Source organism: Streptomyces sp. NPDC006551 (genome assembly GCF_040611675.1).
Taxonomy (GTDB): Bacteria; Actinomycetota; Actinomycetes; order Streptomycetales; family Streptomycetaceae; genus Streptomyces.
Map to the genome: position 1 here is coordinate 29,479 of NZ_JBEXOT010000031.1, position 19,619 is coordinate 49,097.

General features: G+C 68.6%; 16 protein-coding genes and 1 pseudogene. 11 read left to right on the forward strand and 6 right to left on the reverse strand.

What is annotated here, in order from left to right; all coding sequences use genetic code 11:
* Nucleotides 1-264: 264 nt before the first annotated feature.
* Complete coding sequence (locus tag ABZY12_RS24390; RefSeq protein ID WP_356893742.1) at nucleotides 265-3,183, forward strand: BTAD domain-containing putative transcriptional regulator; 2,919 nt, start codon at nucleotides 265-267, stop codon at nucleotides 3,181-3,183.
* Between the two features lie 38 nt (nucleotides 3,184-3,221).
* Nucleotides 3,222-5,954, forward strand: a complete 2,733-nt coding sequence (locus tag ABZY12_RS24395) for an AAA family ATPase (protein ID WP_356893744.1) — start codon at nucleotides 3,222-3,224, stop codon at nucleotides 5,952-5,954.
* Between the two features lie 782 nt (nucleotides 5,955-6,736).
* Here the strand turns inward: ABZY12_RS24395 and ABZY12_RS24400 are convergent.
* Nucleotides 6,737-7,024: a DUF1330 domain-containing protein gene (locus tag ABZY12_RS24400; protein ID WP_356893746.1), complete on the reverse strand. Its 288-nt coding sequence runs from the start codon at nucleotides 7,022-7,024 to the stop codon at nucleotides 6,737-6,739.
* 133 nt (nucleotides 7,025-7,157) lie between these two features.
* Between ABZY12_RS24400 and ABZY12_RS24405 the strand changes: the two genes are divergently transcribed.
* From ABZY12_RS24405 to ABZY12_RS24445, 9 genes and pseudogenes are all read left to right on the forward strand, one after another.
* Nucleotides 7,158-7,499: a metalloregulator ArsR/SmtB family transcription factor gene (locus tag ABZY12_RS24405; RefSeq protein WP_356893748.1), complete on the forward strand. Its 342-nt coding sequence runs from the start codon at nucleotides 7,158-7,160 to the stop codon at nucleotides 7,497-7,499.
* Between the two features lie 350 nt (nucleotides 7,500-7,849).
* Nucleotides 7,850-8,512 carry an ABC transporter ATP-binding protein gene (locus tag ABZY12_RS24410; RefSeq protein WP_356893750.1) on the forward strand — a complete coding sequence of 221 codons (663 nt, stop codon included), beginning with the start codon at nucleotides 7,850-7,852 and terminating at the stop codon, nucleotides 8,510-8,512.
* Nucleotides 8,505-8,837 carry an ABC transporter permease gene (locus ABZY12_RS24415; RefSeq protein ID WP_356893751.1) on the forward strand — a complete coding sequence of 111 codons (333 nt, stop codon included), beginning with the start codon at nucleotides 8,505-8,507 and terminating at the stop codon, nucleotides 8,835-8,837. Before ABZY12_RS24410 ends, ABZY12_RS24415 begins: the two co-directional genes overlap by 8 nt.
* A gap of 379 nt (nucleotides 8,838-9,216) precedes the next feature.
* A complete protein-coding gene (locus ABZY12_RS24420) occupies nucleotides 9,217-9,534 on the forward strand; it encodes a GNAT family N-acetyltransferase (RefSeq protein ID WP_356893753.1) in 318 nt (105 codons plus the stop codon).
* 148 nt (nucleotides 9,535-9,682) lie between these two features.
* Nucleotides 9,683-10,612 (forward strand): NADP-dependent oxidoreductase, encoded by a 930-nt coding sequence (locus ABZY12_RS24425; protein ID WP_356893755.1) that lies wholly within the window; start codon nucleotides 9,683-9,685, stop codon nucleotides 10,610-10,612.
* A gap of 86 nt (nucleotides 10,613-10,698) precedes the next feature.
* Nucleotides 10,699-11,463, forward strand: a complete 765-nt coding sequence (locus tag ABZY12_RS24430; protein ID WP_356893757.1) for an SDR family oxidoreductase — start codon at nucleotides 10,699-10,701, stop codon at nucleotides 11,461-11,463.
* 91 nt (nucleotides 11,464-11,554) lie between these two features.
* On the forward strand, nucleotides 11,555-12,133 hold the full coding sequence (locus ABZY12_RS24435) for an antibiotic biosynthesis monooxygenase (RefSeq protein ID WP_356893759.1): 579 nt from the start codon (nucleotides 11,555-11,557) through the stop codon (nucleotides 12,131-12,133).
* Nucleotides 12,134-12,299: 166 nt separating this feature from the next.
* A pseudogene (locus tag ABZY12_RS24440) lies at nucleotides 12,300-12,545 on the forward strand (winged helix-turn-helix domain-containing protein); the annotation flags it as partial.
* 78 nt (nucleotides 12,546-12,623) lie between these two features.
* Entirely contained in the window at nucleotides 12,624-15,236 is a 2,613-nt protein-coding gene (locus tag ABZY12_RS24445; protein ID WP_356893827.1) for a BTAD domain-containing putative transcriptional regulator, read from the forward strand.
* 333 nt (nucleotides 15,237-15,569) lie between these two features.
* On the opposite strand, the gene ABZY12_RS24450 is transcribed toward ABZY12_RS24445, so the two are convergent.
* The 5 genes from ABZY12_RS24450 to ABZY12_RS24470 all read right to left on the reverse strand — a co-directional run bounded on the left by ABZY12_RS24450 (nucleotide 15,570) and on the right by ABZY12_RS24470 (nucleotide 19,482).
* On the reverse strand, nucleotides 15,570-16,013 hold the full coding sequence (locus ABZY12_RS24450) for an ester cyclase (RefSeq protein ID WP_356893761.1): 444 nt from the start codon (nucleotides 16,011-16,013) through the stop codon (nucleotides 15,570-15,572).
* A 314-nt stretch (nucleotides 16,014-16,327) separates the two neighbouring features.
* Nucleotides 16,328-16,891 (reverse strand): NAD(P)H-dependent oxidoreductase, encoded by a 564-nt coding sequence (locus ABZY12_RS24455; protein WP_356893762.1) that lies wholly within the window; start codon nucleotides 16,889-16,891, stop codon nucleotides 16,328-16,330.
* Between the two features lie 85 nt (nucleotides 16,892-16,976).
* Nucleotides 16,977-17,525, reverse strand: a complete 549-nt coding sequence (locus ABZY12_RS24460) for a dinucleotide-binding protein (protein ID WP_356893764.1) — start codon at nucleotides 17,523-17,525, stop codon at nucleotides 16,977-16,979.
* A gap of 75 nt (nucleotides 17,526-17,600) precedes the next feature.
* The gene (locus ABZY12_RS24465) at nucleotides 17,601-18,584 is read right to left on the reverse strand and encodes an alpha/beta hydrolase (RefSeq protein ID WP_356893766.1); all 984 of its coding nucleotides are present in this window, start codon (nucleotides 18,582-18,584) and stop codon (nucleotides 17,601-17,603) included.
* A 244-nt stretch (nucleotides 18,585-18,828) separates the two neighbouring features.
* On the reverse strand, nucleotides 18,829-19,482 hold the full coding sequence (locus ABZY12_RS24470; RefSeq protein ID WP_356893768.1) for a hydrolase: 654 nt from the start codon (nucleotides 19,480-19,482) through the stop codon (nucleotides 18,829-18,831).
* Nucleotides 19,483-19,619 lie beyond the last annotated feature (137 nt).

Sequence of the window (19,619 nt, forward strand, 5' to 3'; positions counted from 1 at the left end):
GCGCAGGACACGATGTGCGCGCGGCGTGTCTTCCACGGTCCCGGAGCCAGCGGTTCCTCGCATCGGCAGCCGATGCCTATACGGCCACGCCGGTAGCCGTCCCCGTTGCCTTCCCGACGAGGCTCACGAGAGCCACTTGAAGGGAGAAAGCGCAGCTCAGAGGGCTTTCAGTGGATATCATGCAGGAGTTTCCGTGACGTCACTACCTGGCTGGTTCCGAGACTGGAGGAGCCGGACAGTTTCCGAGCAATGATGAGGTTCACCATGGAGGCAACGGGGATACCGAGTACCCACTTTTCGGTGCTCGGTCCTCTTCGGGCGCGCCGCGGCGGGCGGGAACTGGAACTCGGATCGCCCCAGCAACGGGCCGTGGCCGCCGTCCTCGTACTGAGGCACGGTCGTGCGGTGAGCATGGACGACCTCGTGGGGGCACTGTGGGAGTCTCCGCCACAGCGTCCGGAAGCCGTCGTCCGTACCTACGTCTGGCGACTGCGGCATCTGCTGGAGCCGGCGCACTTCCAGGGAGAGCCCTGGCACATGCTGCAGTCCGTGCCCGGCGGATACTCGCTCCGTCTGGCCGACGGCGTTCTGGACTGGGAGCTGTTCGAGCAGAGTGTTGCCGAGGCCCGGGCCCGCAAGGCGGCTGGAGAGACGGCCGCCGCGCGGCAGCTCTTCGACCGCGCCCTGGCCCTGTGGCGAGAAACGGCCCTGTTGGGCGTCCCAGGTCCGTTCGCCGAGGCCGAACGCTCTCGCTTGGAGGAGCGCCGTCTGGACGTTCTCGAGGCACGGCTGGAGACCATGGTGGAGCTTGGCGACTGTGCGGACGCAGCCACCAGTCTCACCGCCCTCGTCGAGGCCCACCCGCTGCGCGAGGGGCTGCACTACTTGCTGATGTCGGCCCTCCACGGTAGCGGCCGACAGGGCGAGGCTCTCGCCGCCTACCGCCGCGTGCACCGCCTTCTGGGGCATGAACTGGGCATCGAGCCCAACGCCCGGCTCCAGCAGTTGCACGACGACATCCTGCGCCACACCGCGCCGGCCGTCAGCCGGCCCGAGGTTGCCACCCGCCGGGACCGCGCCCCCCGCCAGATCCCGCACGCGGTGCCCGACTTCACGGGCCGGACCGAGGAGACCGAACGCATCCGGGACACCCTGCTGCGCCCCTCGCCGGAAGCGGTGCCCATCGTCCTGGTCACGGGCATGGGGGGAGTGGGAAAGACCTCTCTGGTCATGCATAGCGTGCAGACCGTCCTCCACGCCTATCCCGACGGGCAGCTCTACGTCGATCTCCGGGGAGCGGACGGATCCCCCCTCGACCCCGCCTCTGTCCTGGCGTCCTTCCTCCGCGCCCTGGGCGAGCGTGACGCGTACATACCGACCGACCTCTCCGAGCGCGCGGCGCTGTACCGCTCCCGGCTCGCCCAGCAGCGCGTACTGATCGTTCTTGACAACGCCGCCGATATGCACCAGGTGATGCCCCTGTTGCCGGGCGCCTCGACCTGCGCGGTGATCATCACCAGCCGGAACGGTCTGGCCACCCTCCCGGTCAGTCTGCGTGTCGTTCTCGGCGCGATGTCCGGCGAAGTGGCGATGCGACTGTTCACACGGTTGGTGGGAGCCGCGCGCGTCGACGCGGAGCCGCACACGGCCCGCCGCATCCTCACGGCCTGCGGCGGTCTGCCGCTGGCGGTGCGCATCGTCGGGTCGCGCCTGGCCGCCCGCCCCGAGTGGCCGCTCACCGAGTTGGCCGGCCGCCTCACGGACGAACGGCATCGGCTCTCGGAACTGACCGTGGACACCGTCACCGTGGAAGCCAGCTTCGCACTGGGTTACGGCCAGTTGGACCCGCTCGCGCGCCAGACCCTGAGGCTGCTCGCGCTGCCGACTCACGGCGTGTACGACCTGCGGACGGCGTGCGCCGTGCTCGACATCCCGAGCGGGTCCGCGAAGATCATCCTTGAGCGACTGGTCGCTGTCGGACTTCTGGAATCACCCGCTCTGGACCGGTACCGCTACCACGACCTGGTCCGCCTTTTCGCCCGGCGTCTGGCCCTGGAGACGGACAGCGACCGGGCCCGTCACGCCGCTCTGGGCCGCCTCCTCGACCAGCACCTGGTCGATGCAGCCGAGTCCTACCGCGTCATCCGTCCTGGACACACGGTCGCACGGCCGCTGCTTCCCCAAGCGCCGGGAGCGAGGTGCTTCGACAGCGTCAGCGACGCCCTCGCCTGGAGTTCGTCCACTCTCGACGACATCCTGACGCTTCTGACACAGACCGCTTCCTCGCACACCGACCGTGCCGCGACGCTTCTCCTGCTTCTCGACGCCGTCTTGATGAACGCCCATCTGTGGAATCAGATCATCCCCGTCGCCACCCTGATCGCCGACGCGGCCTCCCGCGCCCGCGACCCCCGCGCCGAGGGCCGCGCCCGCTACATCCTCGGCGGCGCACTGGCGGAAGTCGGCCGCCTGAACGAGGCGGAGGACCAGGTGAACCGAGCACTCGAAGCTTCACGTGACCGAGAAGCCGATGTCTACGCCATGTCGCTGAATGTGAAGGCTATTGTCCTCGATTACCGTGACCCGGGTACCGCTCTTCAGCGGTACAGGGAGGCTGCGGCCGCCGCGAAATCACTGGGCAACCTGTCCCTCGAGGCTTTGGTGCTGGGAAACGCCGTCCAGTGTCGCCTGCTCGGTCAAGGAATGGACGAACAGACCGTAAGAGACTCCGTGCGACAGGTACTTTTGTTCCGCGAGCTCGGCGATCGGCAGGGTGAAGCCCTCGCCCTGTACCGACACAGTCAGGTTCTGGCGCGCCAAGGTCTGCTGAATGACGCCGTAGTGGGTTACCAACACGCATTGGACCTGCTTCCGGGAGGGGAACAGGACTTCGTGCGTGCCGGCTGTTTGATTCGTCTCAGTGAGGTGTACTGCCGGCTGAACGAGCTCCGGTCGGCGACGGAGTGCGCCGACGAGGGCCTGCTGCTCGCCAGAGCGATCAGGCATGAGCACTTGGAGGCACTGGCGCTAAGAGCTCAGGGAGACGCTTCGTTCGCGGCGGGCCGAGCGCAGGAGGCAGCGCATCGGTGGCGCAAGGCTTTGGGCATCTTTCAGCGTTTCGGCGCCGAGACGCTGGCCATCAGCGTGGAGAAACGTATCGTCCACGGTTACCCCCTGGCATGACCTTCGAGCGGAAGCCGACACCGTGCGATGCTCGGAGCATGATCAGCCAGCCACGCGCACCCCACGGCCTCCTGGCACGCGAGCGGGAAGTGGAGCGGATTCGGGTCGTGCTCTCCGCGACTCGTGGGGGCCATGGCAGCGCACTGGTGCTCCAGGGCGATCCCGGCATCGGCAAGACCGCACTGCTGCAGTACGTGTGCGACACGCTGGAGGAGGAGCGGCTCCTGCGGGTCACCGGGCTGGAGTTCGAAGCGACGTTCGGCTACGCCGCACTGCACACGCTCTGCGCCCCGCTGATGCCCGGCCTGGAGCGACTTCCCGAGCCACAACGAGAAGCCCTGCGCGTTGTGTTCGGGCTTGCCGAGGGTGAGGCACCGAGTCGGTTCCTCGTCGGTCTTGCGGTGATGGGGCTCCTGTCCGACGCCGCGGCGAAGCAGCCTGTGCTGTGCGTGATCGACGATGCTCAGTGGCTGGACCGCGCGTCCGCGCGGACGCTCGGATTCGTCGCCCACCGATTGGACAGCGAGCGGATCACCATGATGTTCGCCCTCCGGGAGCCGGACAGCGCACCTGAGCTCGTCGACCTCCCGCGTATGTCCTTGGCCGGTCTGCCGCCCGAAGCGGCCCGCTCGCTCCTCACGTCGGAGTTCCGCGCACCTTTGGACAAGCGGGTCCGCGAGCGGATCCTGGCAGAGGCACAGGGGAATCCTCTTGCGCTTCTCGAACTGCCGCGGACGATCAGCCCCGGTCGTGCAGCGGGAGGCTTCGGACTTCCCCAGGCGGTGCCCCTGTCGCGCCGCATCGAGAAGAGCTTTGAGCAGCGGTTGCTCCCCCTTCCGCAAGCGACCCGCACGTTGTTGCTGATCATCGCCGTCGAAGCAACAGGTGACGCGACCCTGGTCTGGGCCGCGGCCGACCGCATGGGGGTGAGCGTCGACGCGCTCACCGCGGCTGAGGAGGCCGGTCTGACCGCCATGGACGGTACCGTCCGCTTCCATCATCCGCTGGTGGGCTCCGTCGTCCACCACACGGCTTCGCCGGCCGAACGCCGCCGTGTGCATGAGGTCCTGTCGCAGTCCATGCAAGAGCAGGTGAACGAGGACCGGCGTGCATGGCACCGCGCACAGGCTGTCCTCCGACCCGACGAGGACGTTGCGGCAGATCTGGAACGGCTCGCCTCACGCGCGGGTGCCCGTGGCGGAGCGGCAGCTGCCGCGGCGTTCCTGGAGCGGTCCGCGACCCTGACCCCGGACGCCGGGAAGCGAGCGTGGCGTGCGCTGAGCGCCGCGCGAGCCGCCAACGGCGCGGGCGACTACGTAACGGCCGAACGCCTTGCCGTCGAAGGCCAGACCGGTCCCCCGGACGAGTCGCGTGACGCGCAGGCGGACCTCATCCGGGCACAGGTGGCTTTCGCGCAGCGACGGCTGCGCGATGCCCCCCGGCTGCTGCTCACCGTGGCCGGACGGGTCGCGCCGTTCGATGCCGCTCTCGCGCGTCAGTGCCTGCTGGACGCCCTGGCCACGGGCGTTCTCATCGGCCGACACAGCCAGGAGATGCGAGAGGCCCTGGCGGCGGCTCGGCAGGCACCTCCACCACCCGGGCCTGCCGCCATCATCGATATCGTCCTCGAGGGGCTGCTCGCCCTGCTCGACGGCGGCAACCGCGCGGCGCTGTCGCGCCTGCGCCATGCCCTCACCGAAGAGCGGAATCCGGTGTGGGCGGAGCGTCCCGCCCTGGCATCCCTGATCTCCGTCGAGCTGTGGGAGGACGAGGCGTACGTCAAGCTCACCAGGACACAGGTACGCGAGGCCCGGAGAGTCGGAGCGCTGGGCGGTCTTTCCGTGGGACTGGCGATGTCGGCGGCCGTGGCCGCCCAGGCCGGCGACCATGCGGAGGCCACTGCGTTGATCGCGGAGGAGGAAGCGCTGGCCGAAGTCCTCGGTGCCTCTCCGCTGCCGTATCCGCGGTTGCACCTTGAATCAGTGCGTGGCAAGGCGTCCGCCGAGCCGTTCCTGAGCCGGACGCTGCGGGAAGCGCTGGAACGGGACGACGGCCAGGCGACAGCAACCGCGCACTGGGCACTGAGCGTGCTGCACAACGGGCTCGCCAACTACCAGAAGGCGCTGGACGCCGCCAGGGCGGCGGTGCGACGCGACGAACCGGCGATCACGGGTCTGGCACTGTTGGAGCTGGTCGAAGCCGCAGCGCGGTGCGGGGAGGACGAGGAGGCCGCCGACGCGCTCGCCGCGCTGACACGCCGTACCGTGCTCGCGGTCACCGACTGGGCCAGGGGCGCCGAGGCCTATTGCACGGCACTGACCCTCGGCGACGACGAGCGGGCTGAACACTGGTTCCGGCAAGCCGTCGTCCGTCTGGACGGGTGCCGTGTCGCTCTGCATCCTGCACGGGCGCGCCTGGTGTTCGGCCAGTGGCTGCGCCGGGCGGGACGCCGACGTGAGGCGCGGGAGCACCTCCGAGAGGCACTGGAGATGTTCTCGACGATGGGCGCAGAGGCCTACGCCACGCTCGCGCGGCGTGAACTGGGTGCGACGGGTGAGCACGCGCGGCGGGCGACCACGGATCTCGTCGATCAGCTGACGGAGCGGGAACTGCACATCGCGCGCCTTGTCGCGACGGGGGCGACGTCCAAGGAGATCGGCGTACGTCTCTTTCTGAGCCCCCGCACCGTGGACGCGCACCTGCGCAGCATCTTCCGCAAGCTCGGCATCACCTCGCGACGGCAGCTACGGGACTGGAGAGGCATCGACTGAGCGGCCGGCCTCGCTGTCCGGCAGATGCCCACCGGCGCGAGATGGCGCCGACGCCCCGGGGGCGGGGGAAAGGCCCTGATTCTCATCAGGGTTCACCTGGCCCGTCTTCCTTCGCGACACGTGGCGGATGCGGCGAGGCTACGCCGGCGGGTGGTGGCGTACCGATCACGCGGTCGGACTTGTGTGCTGGTTTTGTGCCGCGCCTGCGACTTGGCCGACCCGTCGTCGGTCGTCCCGGCAGGAGGCGCGATCACCGCTCCTCGGGGCAGACGGGTGTCGGCGTATAGGTGACTGTCACCGACGTCACGCCGCTCGCATGGCTGTCAACCTTGGGCAAGGCCGGGGCGCTTCTGCGATTCCCCCGTGTCGGCGGATTCGCCCCGGCCGCTTGTGATCACCTCCGAGCACACAGCGCCTTTCGCGGGGCGGCGCCGGACGGTGACGGGCGGCGCGCTCCGACCGGGTCGGCCGAGGCGGTGGCCCGCACGGGTTCGAAGCGTTCCTGGACGAAGCCCTCCGCACGTGAACCGCCGCCCCTCCTCCGACGTACAGGGTGACCTGTGCCTGATGTCCCAGGCGAACCGCCGGTGCCGCGCACGCCCCCCTCACGAGTCTCTGCGGCGACCGGGAGGCCGCCCGCCGCAGAGACTCGTTCTCCTTTCGCCACGACGCGCGGGCCCTCACTGCGGCGTGGCACAGGGCGCTGTAGCTTCGGCGCTCTCACCTGGCAGCGATCGTCCGTCGTGTCGCGGGGGAGTGGGGCGCCCTGCTGAGGCGGCGGGTCAGACGGAATCGACGACGAGCGCGCTGGCGGTGGCGAAGGTGTGCCGGAATTCCTTGAGGGGCTTGTAGTCCTCGGAGTGGTAGAAGTCCAGCACGGCCTGCTTGTCCGGGAACTCCAGGATCACCCCGATGCCGGGGCGCCGGTCGGCCTCCAGGACGAAGCAGTCGGCGTCACGGGCTATGGGCTTACCACCGTAACGCGAGACCACCTCGAGGGTCCTGGCCTCGTAGTCGCGCATCTTCTCGTCGTCCTGGGGGGTGACGCTGATGACCATGTAGGCGCTCACGAGTGCTCCTTGGTTCGTTAGTTCGTAAATACGTGAACTATTGAACTGCAGGTTTCGGTCGAACGCAATCGCCGGAGTGTGAGTTACGCGGCACGACACTTCACTCCTTCGTGAACGGACGTACGATCGAGGGGTGAAAGCGCTGACGCACCCCACCCGCGCCGACCTGCGGATCGAGGCCGTGCTCGATGCCATGGCCAACCCCACCCGGCTGAAGATCATCGAACGTCTCGCCGGCGGCGAGGAGCTCACCTGCTCGACCACGCTGCCGGATGTGTCCCCTTCGACGGCCAGTCGGCACTGGAACGTCCTGCGTGAGGCCGGCATCCTGCGCGCCCGCCGGGAGGGGCGGATCATTCTGCACAGTCTCCGCCGCGACGACCTCGACCAACGCTTCCCCGGACTGCTCGACAGCGTACTGCGGGCCGTCAGGGAAGCCTCGTCCATGGCCCCGACCGGGACGAGTCCCCACTGACGGCTCTCGCTCCCGCCTTGGCCGCCGGTCAACGGGGCCCTCGATGGCTGACGCGTGATGTGCGTTCCGGGCGTGTTTTCCGCTTGCCGGGTCGGATCGGACCTGGGCGGCGACGTAGGCATCAGTCACCGATGCCTTGCCCTCGCAGCCCGTTCATTCTGTGCCATATGCCGCGCACTCCCGCGCGGCGAGATTCCCGCTGCCGTAGTTGCGACACCCTCTCCGGAGTCCAACTCGTCGGCTCACCTGCGCACAGATCGGGCGGAAGCGCTTTGGACGCGACACCTCATACGAAGGCGGCTGTCACCCTGCGTGGCGTCAGTCGTACCTACCGGAGTGGACCCCACAGAGTGCGTGCCCTTGACCGGGTCAGCATCGACTTCGAGCGGGCCACATGGACAGCCGTAATGGGCCCTTCGGGCTCCGGCAAGTCCACCCTGTTGCACTGCGCTGCCGGGTTGGAGCGCGTGGACGAGGGCAACGTCTGGTTGGGGCGGACGGACATAGCGACCTCTACCGAACAGGAACTCACCCTCCTGCGCCGGCAGCGCATCGGCTTCATCTTTCAGAACTTCAACTTGATCAGCGCCCTCACGGCGGAACAGAACGTGGCACTGCCGCTGAAACTCGCCCACGCCGGTCCGCATACGACCCGGGTACGTGAGGCGCTGACGGCGGTCGGGCTCACCGACGGCTACGGCCACCGGCCACGGGAACTGTCCGGAGGTCAGCAGCAGCGCGTTGCCATCGCCCGCGCTCTGGTCACCCGACCCGACGTCCTCTTCGCCGACGAACCCACCGGGGCGCTGGACTCCCGGTCCGCGGCTGACGTGCTCGCGCTGCTCCGTGACGCCGCCCAGCAGGGCCAGACCATCGTCATGGTCACCCATGATCCTGCTGCGGCCGCCCACGCGGACGCGACGGTCTTTCTGCGGGACGGCCGTGTGGTCGACCGGCTCACGGGTGCCGACGCCCGCGGTCTCGCCGACCACCTCGTCGCCCTGGATGCCTGACGTGTGGCGCCTGAGCTGGGCAGGTTTCACCGAGCGCCGGATTACCGGCTTCAGGCGCGGACAGATCCTGCTGACCGCAGCCCTCGAGGCCGCCGTGATCGCCGTGATCGGCTTCGTCCTGGGATCGGTGGCGGCGGCGGGCACGCTGGTGGCCATGGCCGGCACCGCCATCTCGATCACCGGCTCACCCACCGTGGGAGGCCCCTGGTCGCTGGCAGCCTGGCTTGGTGCCGTCTGTCTGGCCGTCACCGCTCTCACAGGCGTGTCCGCAGCGTGGATGGCGACCAGACGCAGCCCCGTCTCCCTGCTCGCCGCGCGCGAGTGAACGCATCCGCGGACTGCGAGCTTTGCGGTCCTCCGATGCCGACAGTGACGCACGGGACGGTGTCGTTTCGTGCGGACGCGCGAAGCGAAGGGCGCAGGCCGACGCGGTGAGCGGTCCGACATGACCGGCCACGACAGCTGGGTGCGGCGTGGAGTGCCGACCACCCCGCGGAACGCGATCGATCCCGCAGCAGCAGCAAGGTAAAGGCGCGGAGTGGCCGACGCCTTGGCGACCGTGCGCACCTCTGCCCTTCCGCTCGGCAGGTCTTCTAGGCGGTGATTGCCGATGCATACCCGGCTCCGTGCCTGCCAGCGTGATGTCCAGGTGCACACCGTCCGCTTCCCGTCGTGACGCGGTGCCCGCTCGGAACGGAGAAGCCATGGACAGAGCGAAGCCCACGGTCACGGTAGCCAGGGTCGATGACGAGAAGCGGCTGGAGGCGTACGTGGACGGACGACTCGCAGGCTTGGTCGAGTACATCCCCGCCAAGGGGTTGATCGCGTTCGTGCACACGGAGGTCCTTCCCGAGAGGAAGGGACAGGGCATCGGGTCCGCCCTGGCGAAGGCGTCTCTGGAGATGGTCAGGAAGGCCGACGTGAAGTTCTTGCCGGTCTGCCCGTTCATCGCCGCCTATGCGGACAGACATCCCGAGTTCGAACCCTGGCGTTACCGGCCCGTCAGCCGCGTCGCCGGCTGAGGCGGCGCACACCATCCCCCAAATTATGTTGACTCATCAACAATATGGGTTATTGTTGATGAATCAACAAAAGGGCCGAGTCGGCCCGCTCGCGCCGGCTGCAGTGCCGGTCCCCACGGCTGAACACACAAAAGTCAGGAGCAAGGTCATGAAGGCGCTCATCGCCCGGTCGTACGGCCCGCTGGAGGACCTCGAGTTCTCGGACGAGCCCGCCCCGACCCCCGGCCCAGGGCAACTGCTGGTTCGACTCCAGGCCACCTCCCTCAATGCGGTCGACAAGGTGCTCGTCACCGGCGCCATGCGCGACGCGCTGCCCGTCCGGCACCCCTTCATCCCCGGCGTGGACGTCAGTGGAGTGGTCGAGGCCGTAGGCGAGAACGTCACCCGCTTCTCCGTCGGTGACGCCGTCATCGCCTGGAACAGTGTGACCGCCGGTGCGCTCGCCGAGTACATCGTCATCAACGACGCTCCGTCCGTTGCCCTGCGACCCGCTGGACTCACCCCGGCCCAGGGCGCCGCACTGCCCACCGGCGCGCTCACCGCGGCAGCGCTGCTCGACGCCGTCCGAGCCGAGAGCGGCAGCGTCCTGATCGTCGGAGCCGCCGGCGGTGTCGGCTCGTTCGTCGTCCAGCTCGCCAAGCAGGCGGGCCTGACGGTCCTGGCCACCGGCCGCGCGGACGACGAGCCGTTCCTGCGCCGCCTCGGCGCCGACCATGTCCTCGACTACCGCAACGTCGACGTCGCCCAGGAGGCGCACCGGCTGGCGGACGGCGGTGTCGACATCGTGATCGACCTGGCGAACGCGGGTCCGGCCCTGGCGGCCACGGCCGCGGCCGCCAAGGCCGGCGGACAGCTCGTGTCCCCGCTCGGCGGACCCTCCGCCTTCGAACGCGGAGTCACCGCCGTCTACACCGGTACCCGGACCCCGTTGGGAAGGCTGGAAGAGCTCGCCGCGAAGGCCGAAGACGGCCGGCTGAGCGTCGAGATCGACTCCGACTACCCGTTCGGCCAGGCGGACCAAGCCCTGGTCGACTTCGCCTCCAAGCACGTGCGCGGCAAGGTGACCGTCACCTTCTGACGCCCAGCTGCCCCCGGCGGGGCGCTCGCAGAACCTCCGCCGGGGGCGTCCAACGCCCCCACATCACCAGTCAGGAGCTGGACACAGTGACGCAACAGTATTTCGACTTCACCGGCAAAGTCGTGCTCGTCACCGGCGGCGCCACCGGAATCGGCCGAGCGGTCTCTCTCGCCTTCGCCCGCCAAGGCGCCACCGTGGTCATCGGCGACGTCGACGCACGCAGCAGCGAGACCGTGAACCTCATCGAGAAGGAGGGTGGCCGCGGCTTGTTCGTCCCGACCGACGTCACCGTCGCGCAGGAGGTCTCACGCCTCGTCTCGACGACCGTGGACACCTTCGGCGGCCTCCACATCGCCTTCAACAACGCGGGCGTCTTCGTCCCGCCGGCCCCGCTGGCCCAGCAGACGGAAGAGGACTTCGACAAGGCGATCGCCGTCGACCTGAAAGGCGTCTTCCTCTCCCTCAAGTACGAGATCTCCCACATGGCGGCCGCCGGCGGCGGCTCCATCATCAACACCGCGTCGATCGCCGGACTCATCGGAGACCCGGACATGGCCCCCTACGTGGCGGCCAAGCACGGCGTCATCGGGCTGACCAAGGCGGCCGCCGTCGACTACGCGAAGGCCGGCATCAGGGTCAACGCCCTGGCCCCCGGACTGACCAGGACGGCCATGACTCAGGCGTGGCTCGACGATCCCGTCAAGCGGGACGTCGTCATGGCGGGTCCCCAGCTCGGACGTGCCGCCGACCCCGAGGAGATCGTCGGCATGGTGCTCTACCTTGCCTCCTCCGCGGCTTCCTTCACCACCGGTGGCGTGTTCGTGGTGGACGGCGGCCAGACCGCTCACTAAGACCATTCGGCCAGGCGCCAAAGCCCGGACCGGCACACCCGGCGGGGCGCGAACGCCCCTGGCCAACCGCCCAGTGTCGAAGGAGACAGCCATGTCGGAAACCGTCGAGGCAGAGCGCCGATCGGCCCCGGTCCCCTCCGGAGAGGTGGGCCTGCTCATCGCCCGCCAAGTGGAGCCCGGTCACGAAGAGGACTTCGAGAAGTGGGCTCACGGGGTACTCACCGCGGCCTCCGCCTTTCCCGGACACCTCGGTTACGGCCTGTTCCGACCCAGCGGCCCGGGCGAGCCGTGGTGCCTGGTCCACCGGTTCCGTGATGCAGAGGCCCACGCCCTGTGGGACGCCTCGGCCGAACGCGCCGCCTGGTTCCGACGGGCCGACGGCCATCACTGGGAGGTGGACCGGCGCCGCCTCAGTGGCATCGAGAGCTGGTTCGTCCCGCCGGGCAGCGCCCATGCCGCCCCGCCGCCTCGCTGGAAGATGACGGTGGCTGCGGTGCTCGGCATCTATCCGATCTCCCTTTTCTCCGGCGCGGTGGTCCAGCCGCACCTGGACGGTCTGCCCCTCCTCCTGCGTACGGCGTTGGTGGCGGTGCTCTTCAGCTGCCTCATGTCCTACGCGGTCATGCCCGCGCTGTCCTGGGCTCTGAAGAAGTGGCTTGACCCGAGCTGACCGACGGACCCGTACCTTCGGGGCCACGACCGTGGGCGGAGTCCCCGAATCCTCACAGCGCCCCGCTCCTTCGCTTACAGAATCCTTTCTGCGCGACGGCGTAAGATGACCGCCCGTGCCTCTGAGGGCGGGAAATGGATCAGGTCGTCAGGCTGGTGGGGTCACCATGGGGGCAGCGGGGGCACCAGGCATCGCCTTCTCGGTGCTTGGTCAGCTCCGCGGGTACAAGGGCGGTGCGCAACTGGATCTCGGTTCGCCTCAACAGCGGGCCGTGGCCGCGGTCCTGATCTTGCGGCGTGGGCGCACCGTAAGCACGGACGACCTCGTGAACGCCCTGTGGCAGGCGCCACCCCGCAGCCCGCAATCCGTTGTGCGCACCTACATATGGAGGCTACGGAGCCTGTTGGAGCCCGGTCGTACTCCAGGGCGGGCATGGCAGGTCCTGCAGTCCGTCCCGGGCGGTTACGCTCTGCGCCTCGACGAGGGCTCTGTGGACCTGGAGCTGTTCGAACGAAAGGTCGCCGACGCGCGGGCCCGTAGCGCGTGCGGTGAGACAGCCGGGGCCCGGGCCCTGCTCGACGAAGCCCTGACGATGTGGAGTGAGCCGGCGCTGGCAGACGTGCCCGGCCCGTTCGCCCGGAAGGAACGTGTCCGGCTGGAGGAGCGCCGCCTGGACGCGGCCGAGGCACGGCTGGCGGCGATGGTGACTCTCGGCGAGTACGCGCAAGCCGCGACGGAACTCGCCGGACTCGTCGAGACGCACCCACTGCACGAGGGGCTGCACCACCTTCTGATGCGGGCCCTCTCCAGCAGCGGCCGACAGGAGAAGGCGCTGGCGGTGTACCAGCGTCTGCGGAACGCGTTCGCGCGGGAACTGGGCATCGAGCCCGACGCCCACATGCAGAAACTGCACGCAGAGGTACTCGCCGCCGCCTCGCCGTCCCGGAAGAGGCCTGAAGTCGTCTCCGGGAGGGACCGCGCCCCCCGCCAGATTCCGCATGCCGTAGTCGACTTCACCGGTCGGCGACAGGAAACCGAACACATCCGGCGGACCCTGCGGCGCCCCGCCGCTGAAGGCATGCCGATCGTACTCCTCACGGGGATGGGCGGCGCCGGCAAGACCTCCCTCGTCATGCACAGCGTGCAACCCGTGCTCGACGCCTATCCCGACGGACAGCTGTACGTCGACCTGCGCGGTGCAGATGGCACCCCTGCCGACCCCGGCGTCGTTCTGGCATCGTTCCTCCGCGCACTGGGAGAACAAGAGTCCCTCATACCGCCTGAGTTGGACGACCGAATAGCCAGCTACCGCTCGCGGATCGCCCAGCAGCGCATTCTGGTTGTCCTGGACAACGCCGCCGACCTCGATCAGGTGACCCCTCTTCTGCCCGACTCACCCTCCTGTGCCGTTGTGATCACCAGCCGCGATGCCTTCGCGGCCCTTCCGGTCAGCCTGCGTGTCGTCCTGGGCCCCCTGGCCCCGCAAGAGGCATTGCACCTCTTCACCCACATCGTCGGACCCGCTCGTATCCACGCGGAACCGCACGCGACACAGCGCGTTCTCACGTCGTGCGGGGGTCTGCCGTTGGCCGTACGCATCCTCGGCTCCCGTCTTGCCGCACGCCCCGAGTGGACCCTGGCGGACCTCGCTGACCGCCTTGTGGACGAGCAGCAGCGGCTATCGGAGCTGCGTGTGGACGACGTCAGCGTGGAGTCCAGCTTCGCCCTCGGATACGGACAGCTCGACCACCACGCACAGCGCGCCCTGCGGCTGCTGGCCCTGCCCACCCACCACTTGTACGACCTGCCGACCGCCTCCACCCTCCTCGGAATCTCCGCGGAGGTCACCCAGCCGCTCCTTGAGAGCCTGATGGCGGCTGGACTGCTGGAGTCGCCGGCCTTGAACCGCTATCGCCTGCACGACCTGGTCCGTCTCTTCGCCCGCCGTCTGGCTGTCGAGACTGATTCCGACCAAGTCCGTCATGCTGCTCTCGGCCGCCTCCTCGACCTGCATCTGGTCTCCGCCACCGATTCGTACCGCGTTATCCGCCCCGGCCATACAGTGGTACAGGAATCAGTTCCGAGTTCGCCTGGCGAACCGAGGTTTGAAAGCGTGGACGAGGCGCTTGCGTGGGGCGCATCCGCCATTGATGACGTCTTGCTGTTGCTGCAGCAGACGGCGGTCACCCACACCGCGCGGGCCGCGACGCTTCTGTTGATGCTCGACGCCGTTCTGATGAACTCGTTTCTCTGGCATCAGGTGATTCCCGTCGCGGCCCTTGTGGCCGAGGCTGCCGCTCAAGCCCACGACGCCCGGTCCGAAGCGCGCGCCCGCTACATGCTGGGCGGGGCCTTGCTCCAGGTCTGCCGTTTCGATCAGGCAGAGCCGAACGTGGTACGCGCTCTGGAGCTGTCGAGTCACGACGACCTCCACGTCATGGCGCTCAACGTCCAAGGCCTGATCGTCTGTGCATCGGACCCGGAGACCGGCGTGGAAGTCCTCAGGCGCGCAGCGGTCCTGGCACGGCACCGCGGTAACTTCCACCTTGAGGCGACGGTCCTGGGTAACGCGATTCAGACCCGGTTCTACACGGAAGGCATCGACGAACGGACCGTGGCCGACGCCGAGCGGCACGTACAGCTTTTCCAGCAGCTGGACGACCGCCTCGGAAAGGCCTACGCGTACTACCGTCACGGCCAGGTCTTGGTGCGACGGAATCTGGTGAGCGACGCGATCACGCGCTATCAGCGAACCCTGGAGTTGCTGGAAGCAGGCGAAGAGTGGCCGCTTCGCGCCGGCGCCCACATCCGCCTCTGCGAGGCGTACACCCTGACTGCTCGGCTGGAGCTGGCCGAACACCACGCAGAGGAAGGCCTGCTACTGAGTCGGCAGATCCGCCACCAGCAGCTGGAAGCCGTCTCCCTACGCGCACTGGGCGATCTCAAGGCGGCGATGAACCAACCGGACCAGGCCCGCGAGCACTGGCAGCTCGCCTTCACGATGTTCACCAGCCTGGGTATCGATGCCCTCGCACGCGGGGTCGAGAAACGTCTCGCGGCTCTCCCTCATGTTGATGCCACCCACCCGGGCGACGTCGCGTAGTACGCCTTCAGTACGCAATTTCCTGCAGTGGCCTCTGGCGGGGCGATGCCGACGGGGCCTGGACGAGGACCGCGACGCACAAGGCTCCCGTGCCGTCGGTGGAGGTCCTCGAAGCTCAACTCCTCGGCTCGCGAGTCCTGTTGGAGCCCTGTTCTGTCACACTCGACCTGCCGGGCACTCAAGGCCGTCGTCGAGCATCTGTCCGGCGGGACACCCGGACTCCCCAGCAGCGGATGCCGGTAGTGAAGTCCGGGCAAGGCGCGGTGCGCAGGGGCCGCAGCGGTCGTCAGACAGGCCTCGGCGTACAAGGGCCCCTGTGCGTTGAGAGCGGATTCACTCTGCGGGGGCAGCGACGAGGCGGGCGCCGAGCTGCTCCATGAGGGAGAAGAGGTTGGCCACGCCCCAGTGCTCGGTGATCCTGCCGTCGACGACGCGCATGGCGTCGACCGTCTCGAACTGGATCTTGCGCCCGGTGGGCGCGATGCCGAAGAACTCTCCTCTGTGGGTACCGTGGTAGGTCTTATAGGTCGTGACCAGGTCATCCTGGGCAGCCTGCCAGTGGATCACGGCATGGAAGTCGGGGAAGGCCGCGCGCAGCGTCTGATAGAGCTCCAGGGCACCTGCCTTGTCGGCCGTACGGCCGGGCTGGGGAGTGTGGTCGACGAAGTCGTCGGAGAACAGCTCGTCGTACAGGGTCCAGTCGCCGCCGCCCTGCACTTCCTCGGTGTTGCGGCGGATGACTGCCTTCGCGGCCTCGCCTGCGCTGTTGCTGCTCATGGTGGGTTCCTTCTCGTGCTCAAGATCGGGGTCGGCCGACGGCCACCTGGCCGGGTTCGTCGACCGACAGCCGCCGGGGACGCTGCCGGACAGGTGGGCCCTCGGCAGGCGACCGCGTTCGCCACCTCGGAGGAACCCCGAGCCGGCGCGACGGGACCATGCCGAGGGTGTCGGGGTGGGGTTGCGGTGACGCGGTTGCCGAAGGACCGGGTGCGTCGGCCAGGGCTGCGGCCACGGTGGTGGCGGCACCCTTGAGGGTGGGACGGAGCAGGGGCGTCAGCGCCCGCGGCGCCGCTGATGACCGTCCGGCGGGATCACGCCGCGGCGCGGAGCTGGGCGAGGGCGCCGCTCCAGGCGACGACCTGGTCCAGGACGCCGCTGACGGCTCCCGCCTGGTGGTCGGCGGGCTGGAACTCGCTGAAGTTCTCGAAGTCGGTGTGCAGAGAGAGGGCGACCTGGTTGCGGACGTCGGCAACCTGGAGTTCGCCCATGACCAGGCGCAGGTGCTCGACGGCACGGGTGCCGCCCACGCTGCCGTAGCTGACGAAGCCGGCGGCCTTGTTGTTCCACTCCTTGTAGAGGAAGTCGATGGCGTTCTTCAGGGCGCCGGACGTGGAGTGGTTGTACTCGGGGGTCACGAAGACGTAACCGTCGAAGGAGGCGATCCTCTCGGCCCAGGCCTTGGTGTGGGGCTGCGCGTACTGGCCGAGGGAGGGCGGCACCACTTCGTCGAGGTGGGGGAGCTTGAAGTCGGCGATGTCGACGAGCTCGTACTCGGCGTCAGTGCGCTGCTTGGCGATGTCGAGCACCCAGTTGGCCACGGCCTCGCCGTTCCGACCGGGGCGGGTGCTGCCGAGGATGATCGCGATGCGGGTCATGACGGGTCTCCTTGATGAGGGTGGTGAACAGGCGGCCGCCGTCCGGGAACGTCGGAGCGGCCTGGGACTACAGCGCGGCCTGGGACTACAGCTCGCCGGGGCGGCCGTACCGGTAGAAGAAGGGGCCGATCCGTCCTGCGAGCGCACGCGTCAGCGCGGAGCTGTTCTCGAGCAGACGTGCGCCGGGATCGATGTCGCCGACGTAGAGCGGGTCGAGGCCGACATCCCGGATCAACCGTTCGGTGATGTCCTTGGCACCCGGTTCCGCTGCGTAGAGGCTGCTGGGGGTGACGCGCTGGGTGGCGATGTCGTCGTAGGCGGAGGCGAAGACGGTGGAGAAAGACTTCGCGGTGGGGCCTCCGATCACCGCCTTGATGCGGTGGGAGAGGGACGGGAAGGTTTCGTCCCGCTCGGTGTAGAGGTTGGTGGTGTCGATGGTCACCTGGCCGTCGAGGCCGGTGACCACCGACAGGGCCTCGGTGATCACGTTGCCGGGGACGGAGACCACGACGACGTCGGCACCCGAGGCGTCACCGCCGTCGCGCCCGATGGTGGTGACCTGGTGGCCGGCCTTCTGCCACATGCGGGCCAGGCCTCCGCCCACATGCCCGCGGCCGATGACTGTGATGTTCATGCTGAGCTCCTTGGTTGATCCATCAACAAACTATCCGTGAAAAGTTGTCACGTCAACAATTTCGTTTCCGGGTGATCAGAGCCGCAACGTCCGACGCAACCAGTCGACCCGCGTCGCGCGAGCTCGCTTGGACACGTCGGCATCGGGGGCGAGCGCATCGAATCCGTGGAAGCCGCCAGGCCACACATGCAACTCGGCCACGCTGCCGGCCCGCCAGAACCGGGCGGCATAGGTGACGACCTCGTCGCGGAAGGTCTCGGCGGAACCGACATCCACGAAGAGCGGGGGCAGGCCGGACAGGTCCTCGGCGCGGGCGGGAGCCGCATGGGCCGGAACGTCCGGACCGCCACGGCGCTCTCCCAACAGTGCGGTCCACCCCATCTCGTTGGAGGTGCGGTCCCACGCCCCCACCCCCGCCATCTGGAGAGCCGACGCGCTGTCGTTGCGGTCGTCGAGCATGGGGCAGACCAGCAACTGTCCCGCTGCGACAGGGCCGTTCAGATCCCGGGCGAGCAGTGTCACGGCAGCCGTCAGGCCGCCGCCCGCGCTCGGCCCCGACACCACTACGCGCTCGGGATCGATCCCCAGGTCCTCGGCGTGGGTCATGGTCCACCTGAACCCGGCGTACACGTCCTCCAGGCCGGCAGGGAAGGGGTGTTCCGGAGCGAGTCGGTACTCTACGGAGACCAGGACGATTCCGAGCTGCTCCACCCAGTCGACCATCTCGCCGATGAGGCTGCGGTTGTTGCCCAGGACCATGCCGCCGCCGTGCGTGAAGTAGACCGCAGGCCGCGGCTCCGTGGAGCCGGCCCGCCGACACACCAGCAGCGAGATGTCCGGAGCCCCCGCCGGCCCCGGAACCCGGAGTTCCTCGAACTCGACAGCACCGCCTCGGCGTATGTCGTCGTCGCTCGCGGCACTGGACTCCATGAAGTCACGCAGTGCCGGGAGCATCTCCGGATGGATGGCCGGAGGCATGACCCGCGCCAACGACGCCAGGGCGGGTACGAGCTCGGAGTCGAAGGGGGGCGGCGGTCCGATGGGGGAGGTGTCGGTCATGTGTCCCTGTGTTTCTGTCCGGCGGAGCGTGGCGGGACATGAGCCGGGTATGACACCCGCCTGTCCGCCCTTCTGAGTTGGGCGATGGGCACGCGGCACCGTCCCGGCAGTACTCGAGCCGGGGCCGCGGCACGCCCATACCGCGCGGTGGGTGTTCGGGCGCGGTATGGGCGTGCCGCAGGCGGCACGGCGAAGAGACGGGTGCCATGCCGCCTGCGTGGGTCTGCTGCCGTACGAGCCCGGATCAGCCCTTGTTCTGCCCCAGGAGCTGGAGTTCCCAGGCGAGGCTGGTGCCGAAGCTGCTGCCGTGCTCCAGGAGGATCTCCGTCATGCCGGGAACGGTCTCCTCGCGCGCCCAGTCCCGCTGCCACTCCGAGATGACGGTGCCGGAGCAGGTCGGGATCACACCGGCCTGGATCATGCGCTCGATGCCGCGTTCGTGGGCCTCGGTGGTGGTGGCTCCCGAGGCGTCGGTGACGGCGAAGACGCGGTAACCGTCGGCGAGGGCGTGGATCGCGGGCCAGGCGAGGCAGATGTCCGTCCACAGGCCGGCGATGACGAGGTCCTTGCGGCCGGTCGCCTCGACGGCATCGACGACCCGCTGGTCCTCCCAGGTGTTGATCGCCGTACGGTCGATCGGCGTCTGCTCGGGGAAGACGTCCTGGAGCTGGCTGATGATGTGGCCGCCGCGGTCCTCGACCACCGTGGTCAGGATGGTCGGCACGTTGAAGAGCTTGGCGCCCTTGGCCAGCGCCGTGACGTTGTTGATGACCAGACTGGCGTCCATGCTGCGCATGCCGGCGAACTGGGCACCCTGGTGGTCGATCAGCAGCAGCACCGACTTCTCGGGGGTGAGGAGCGCGTCGAGTCCGGTGTACGTGATGTCGTTGGCTGCCATGTCATCTCCGATGATCGTCGTGATCGGCGACCTGGATTCGGCCGCCTCGTGCAGATTCGCACCAGCCGAAACGGCCGCGCATCGGCGACTAGTACCTACGTGCTTTGCACGGCGATCGGCAGATCAGGGCACTGACA